Origin of the sequence: Bifidobacterium sp. UBA744, from assembly GCA_002298605.1 — a bacterium.
Taxonomy (GTDB): Bacteria; Actinomycetota; Actinomycetes; order Actinomycetales; family Bifidobacteriaceae; genus Bifidobacterium.
Genome location: DBKS01000030.1, coordinates 1 through 4,031, shown reverse-complemented (window position 1 = coordinate 4,031; position 4,031 = coordinate 1). Strand labels below are relative to the sequence as shown.

3 protein-coding genes and 2 pseudogenes are annotated in these 4,031 nt (G+C 63.5%); 1 reads left to right on the top strand and 4 read right to left on the bottom strand.

Annotated elements, in window-relative coordinates:
* The 4 genes and pseudogenes from B2994_RS03285 to B2994_RS03270 all read right to left on the bottom strand — a co-directional run.
* Nucleotides 1-266 (bottom strand): annotated as a pseudogene (locus B2994_RS03285) (hypothetical protein); the annotation flags it as partial.
* Nucleotides 263-940, bottom strand: a complete 678-nt coding sequence (locus B2994_RS03280) for a type II secretion system F family protein (RefSeq protein ID WP_291526957.1) — start codon at nt 938-940, stop codon at nt 263-265. The pseudogene B2994_RS03285 and the gene B2994_RS03280, both read right to left, overlap by 4 nt.
* Before the next feature lies 1 nt (nt 941).
* A complete protein-coding gene (locus B2994_RS03275; protein WP_291526967.1) occupies nt 942-1,973 on the bottom strand; it encodes a CpaF family protein in 1,032 nt (343 codons plus the stop codon).
* Between the two features lie 16 nt (nt 1,974-1,989).
* A complete protein-coding gene (locus B2994_RS03270; RefSeq protein ID WP_291526956.1) occupies nt 1,990-2,928 on the bottom strand; it encodes a hypothetical protein in 939 nt (312 codons plus the stop codon).
* A 738-nt stretch (nt 2,929-3,666) separates the two neighbouring features.
* Here B2994_RS03270 and B2994_RS03265 point away from each other — a divergent pair.
* A pseudogene (locus B2994_RS03265) lies at nt 3,667-4,031 on the top strand (RNA degradosome polyphosphate kinase); the annotation flags it as partial.

Below are 4,031 nucleotides of genomic sequence, written 5' to 3'. Positions count from 1 at the left end.
CCCCATGATTCGCCCACAACCTCCATGGCACGCGGAATGGAAGCACCCTGATGAATCGCCGCAGCCATCATTTCAAGCAGTATGGTGACAGAGGGCACGGCATCGGCGTCAGCATCGAAGCCGGCACGGTCAGCGTCGCGCCGGCCGGAGGCACCGTCCGCCACCGGCACCAATGCCCTGTCCGGGGGATTCCACAGATCCACAGCCATGCCCGCGGCCACACCGGCCCCGACGGCAAGCCATGACACCTCCAGCATCCCGATCATGACGGCCGTCCTTGCCCATTATTCATCCCGACGTCCAGCGCGTGGATCAGACGTCTCATCCACAGCAGCCCGCCCGCATACAGACCGACCCCCGCCACCAGGCACGTCAATCCCACATTCGATCCGGTCAGCCATTGCAGCGAACGCGCCCCCAACGCCTCGCCAGCCATCACGGTCAGCACCGGCAGCGCCGTCAGCAACCGCACCGAAGCCTGCGGACCGGCCAACACCTCTCGCTTGCGATCCCTCATCAGCCGAGCCCTGCGATATGTCGCCGCCACCGCGTCAAGGCACTTCGCCGCACCGCCGCCAAGCTCGCGGCTCAGCACACACGCGGCAGTGAGCTGACGCGCCACTTCGGCGATCACCCCATCACGCTCCTCGGGTTCCGCGCGTCTTCGCAGCACCCTCTCCGCACGCCATACCGTGATCGTCGGAGTGGAAAACCGCAGTCCTCCCTGCTCTTCCACCGCATACGACAGCGACGACCCGTTGCGTACAGCCGCACTCATCGCCGACAGGGACGCCGCAATGCCGATCCGCACGGGACGGTACGCTTCGCGACGAGCACTGAAAATCAACCTCCTCAGATTCATCATCGAACGGGAGGGCCACACCAGCACGGCCACGGCAGCCAAGATGGCGACAGACAGCGCCACGAGCGACGACGTCATCTCAGGCTCCCCGCTTCCGGCGGTCGGCAACGACGGCATCAATCCCCCATCTCGCGGCAAACCGATCCCAGGAGGCTGTGTAATCCGGCTCCCCAGCACCATCCCACACAGCCAATGGCACGCCAACCAGCCGTTGGTCATGCCCCATCGCCAAACGCCCGATCTGCGCAATCAAACGTCTTCCGCCATACCGTTCCACATGGAGCACCACGTCAAACGCCCCTTCGGCGAGCATGGCCAAAGCCATCGGATCAAGTCCCGCCAGCAGGCCAAGCGCCGCCAGGCGAGACGGCACACGAGCAACGCCATCGGCATGCAACGTGGCCATGCCGCCATGATGCCCGGAGTTGAACGCCCTCAGCAGATCCGCGATCTCCTCGCCGCGGCACTCTCCCAGCACCACACGATCCGGTCGCATGCGCAGCGTCGCCTTCACCAGCCGGGCAAGATCCACTTCGCCGGCGCCTTCGACATTCGCCTCACGCGCAACCAGCGACACATGGTTGCGATGCCCGCAATCGCCAAGTTCACGAACCTCCTCCACGGTGACAATGCGCTCCGATCGCGGACAGTCCGACAACAGAGCCTTCAGCAGTGTGGTTTTCCCCGTGCCCGTGCCGCCGGTGATCAGCACGCTCGCGCGTCGTGACACCAGGCTGCGCAGCATAGTCACCCACTGCGGCGGCATCATGCCGGCCGCATACAGATCGTTCAGCCGCGCGCCCGTTCGATCGGGAAATCGTATCGACAACGACGCTCCGAACGGCACCAGCGGAGCGATCACCGCATGGACGCGGATGCCGCCGGGCGTGGATGCGTCGGCGATGGGACAGGCGTCATCCAGACGGCGCCCAAGTTGCGAGCATAATTGCACCGCGAATTCCCGCAACGTCTGCGGCCCACGCAACGGCACGCCCAACCGCTGCTCCTGCATGCCTTCGCCACGATCCGCCCACACCGTGCCATCGCAGGTGACGGCCACGTCCGTAACGGCAGGATCCTTGGCCAGAACATCCAATGGCCCGAAATGGATGCCGGAGTCCGAATCATCATGCAGCGCCACGGCCGATCACCGCTTCCACGCCATTCGCCAAAGCCTCGAAGGTCCTGCGGTACTCCCGCGGAACCTTCGCGATTCCGACGCCGTCCAGCAATGCGCCCGCCAGGGCGGTTCGGGGATGCAGCGCCGCCACAATCTCGTGGCCAAGATAATCAGCCGCCTGGGCGACGCCGATCCGCCGGCTGCGTTGCGGCGAGCCCCTCGGATGCATGCCCAGCAGCCACAACGCCTCCGAATCGCTTCCTCTCCCCCGGGTCCGGGCAATGGTCTTCATCATTGACCGGGCACGGGCCAATCCCAGAACGGTAAGCTCGACAAGCATCAGCATCGGCGAGCGCGCCAACGCCGGAATCTGGTCAAGACATGCACCGCGGCCGGCGTCGACCACCACCACATCCTGCGTCTGGACCAGCGCGTCGATGGCCGCCTGCACCTCCCACCATTGGGCGGCGCCGCCGTTCCAGGGATCGGAGCCCAATACGCGCACATTTTGCCAGCAGGGCAGTTCCTGGACCAGCGCCTCTCCCTCGATTTTGCCGAGCGGCGCCTCGATGCCGCTCATGCGCATGCCCTGTTCGCGTTCGATGCCCAGCAGCACGTCAAGACCGCCGGCCATGCAATCGGCATCCACCAACGCGCATGATCTGCCCCGATCGCCCAGCGAAAGCGCCAGCAGCGAGGCGGTCACGCTGAGCCCGGCCCCGCCGCTCGGGCATACGCATGTCACCAGATTGTCGCGATCATCCACGTCGGTCTTAAGCTCAGGCAAGCGCCGGGGCTCCTCATCGGCCTGTTGCATGGGAGGATGCGCGATTCGCCTGCGCGATCGCGGCGAATGCGCCGCGGGCATGAATCGCTCATCCCGCTCATCCGGGTAGTAGCGCGGAGGCGGCGTGGGAATGGATGCCGAATATGAGGATACTGTCATAGTTCGATGGAACAGCCGTTGCCCCGATGCCGCCAGGCCGGCAAGGCATTGTGGTCGAATGGCCCCCGCTGAACGCAGTTATCGGCGAGTCGGGGCCTCATCCGCGCACAGATCGATATGGATGCACGAACCACCCAGTTTGCGTAGGAAGTCATGTTGTGCGATCGAACACGGCCGCAGCGCGACACTCCGAGCCTTTCGCGATCGTCAATCGGTCCAGCCACGATTAGTCACAAAGCTGTTCGCATCCACGGAGACAAGCGCACAGTAAAACGCCAAAAACATATCATTCCATGATTGATCGAACAGCGTCTGCATGTTCGCAGAAGTCAATTTGCACACCCTCCCCATAGCGGCTATTGTGTGAGCTACAAGAACAAATGAACAGAGCAGACCCACAAAGGTTATGGTCACGAGGACTGTTCCGTTGAGCGGGTATTGGATAGACTTACCGTTGCAACGAGGATGTTGTGCAGAGATTCTGCTCCCGATTTTGGTCTTGTCGAGAAAGCCCCCGAATGGGGGCTTTCTCGTGTCTACAGTCCATTATTTATGGGCCCGCCACCCAAAACTCGCCGTCCAAAGCCCGCCATCGGCCCGACCAGCCACCATCAGCCACCATCAGCCGCCACCAGCCACGCAGGCGCGGCGGCCCGGCGACCATCCCTACATGAATAGCTGTTGAATTCTGCCATGGGCCCTGCCGTGTCACACCGCATTTCGCATACAGTGGTATACATGGCCCAAATATTCGACGCACCTTCCAAGGCGATCCTGCGATCCCAGATCGCAGAGCACATCGCCGAAACCGACAAATCAGACAAGCGCGAATCGGACGGCACCGAACAACCTTTGCCCGACAACCGCTTCTTCGACCGCGAACTCAGCTGGCTGCTGTTCAACAAACGCGTGCTGGAGCTCGCCGAAGACGAAACGCTTCCCGTGCTGGAACGCGCCAGCTTCGCCGCGATCTTCGCCTCCAACCTCGACGAGTTCTTCATGGTCCGCGTCGCCGGGCTCAAGCGCCGCATCGACACCGGCATCGCCGTCCCCTCCGCCGCCGGGCTCAGCCCGCGCCAGGAGCTGCGCGCCATCAGCGAACA